Source organism: Vibrio sp. PNB23_22_6, assembly GCF_052877535.1.
The window spans coordinates 1-473 of the sequence record NZ_JBNFXP010000078.1 but is presented as its reverse complement, the minus strand read 5'-3'; the positions used below and the strand labels follow the sequence as shown (position 1 = coordinate 473).

The 473-nt window shown below is 49.3% G+C and carries 1 pseudogene; it reads right to left on the bottom strand.

The window, feature by feature from the left end:
• Positions 1-473: pseudogene (locus ACVA54_RS19700) on the bottom strand (transketolase); the annotation flags it as partial.

Genomic DNA, 473 nt, shown 5'->3' with positions numbered 1-473 from the left:
TTGTTGCGCTAGGTTTTGACGAGAGAAGATAAGTGCCGATGGCCCATCTTTACGTTCAATCGCTAGCTTCCAAGCTACCGCAGACTCAACTTGGTCACATGGACGCCATGTGCTCATGTTTGGAGTCAAACGTAGAGACGCCATTTGCTCAACCGGTTGGTGCGTTGGGCCATCTTCGCCAAGACCGATAGAGTCGTGTGTGTAAACTTGGATGTTCTGAACTTTCATCAGAGCAGCCATGCGCATAGCGTTACGTGCGTATTCCATGAACATTAGGAATGTTGCGCCGTAAGGAACAAAACCGCCGTGTAGCGCGATACCGTTCATGATCGCTGTCATACCGAATTCACGCACACCGTAGTGGATGTAGTTACCAGAGAAGTCATTCGCTTCTAGAGACTTAGAACCAGACCACATGGTTAGGTTAGAAGGCGCTAGGTCAGCAGAGCCACCCATGAATTCTGGAAGCATTT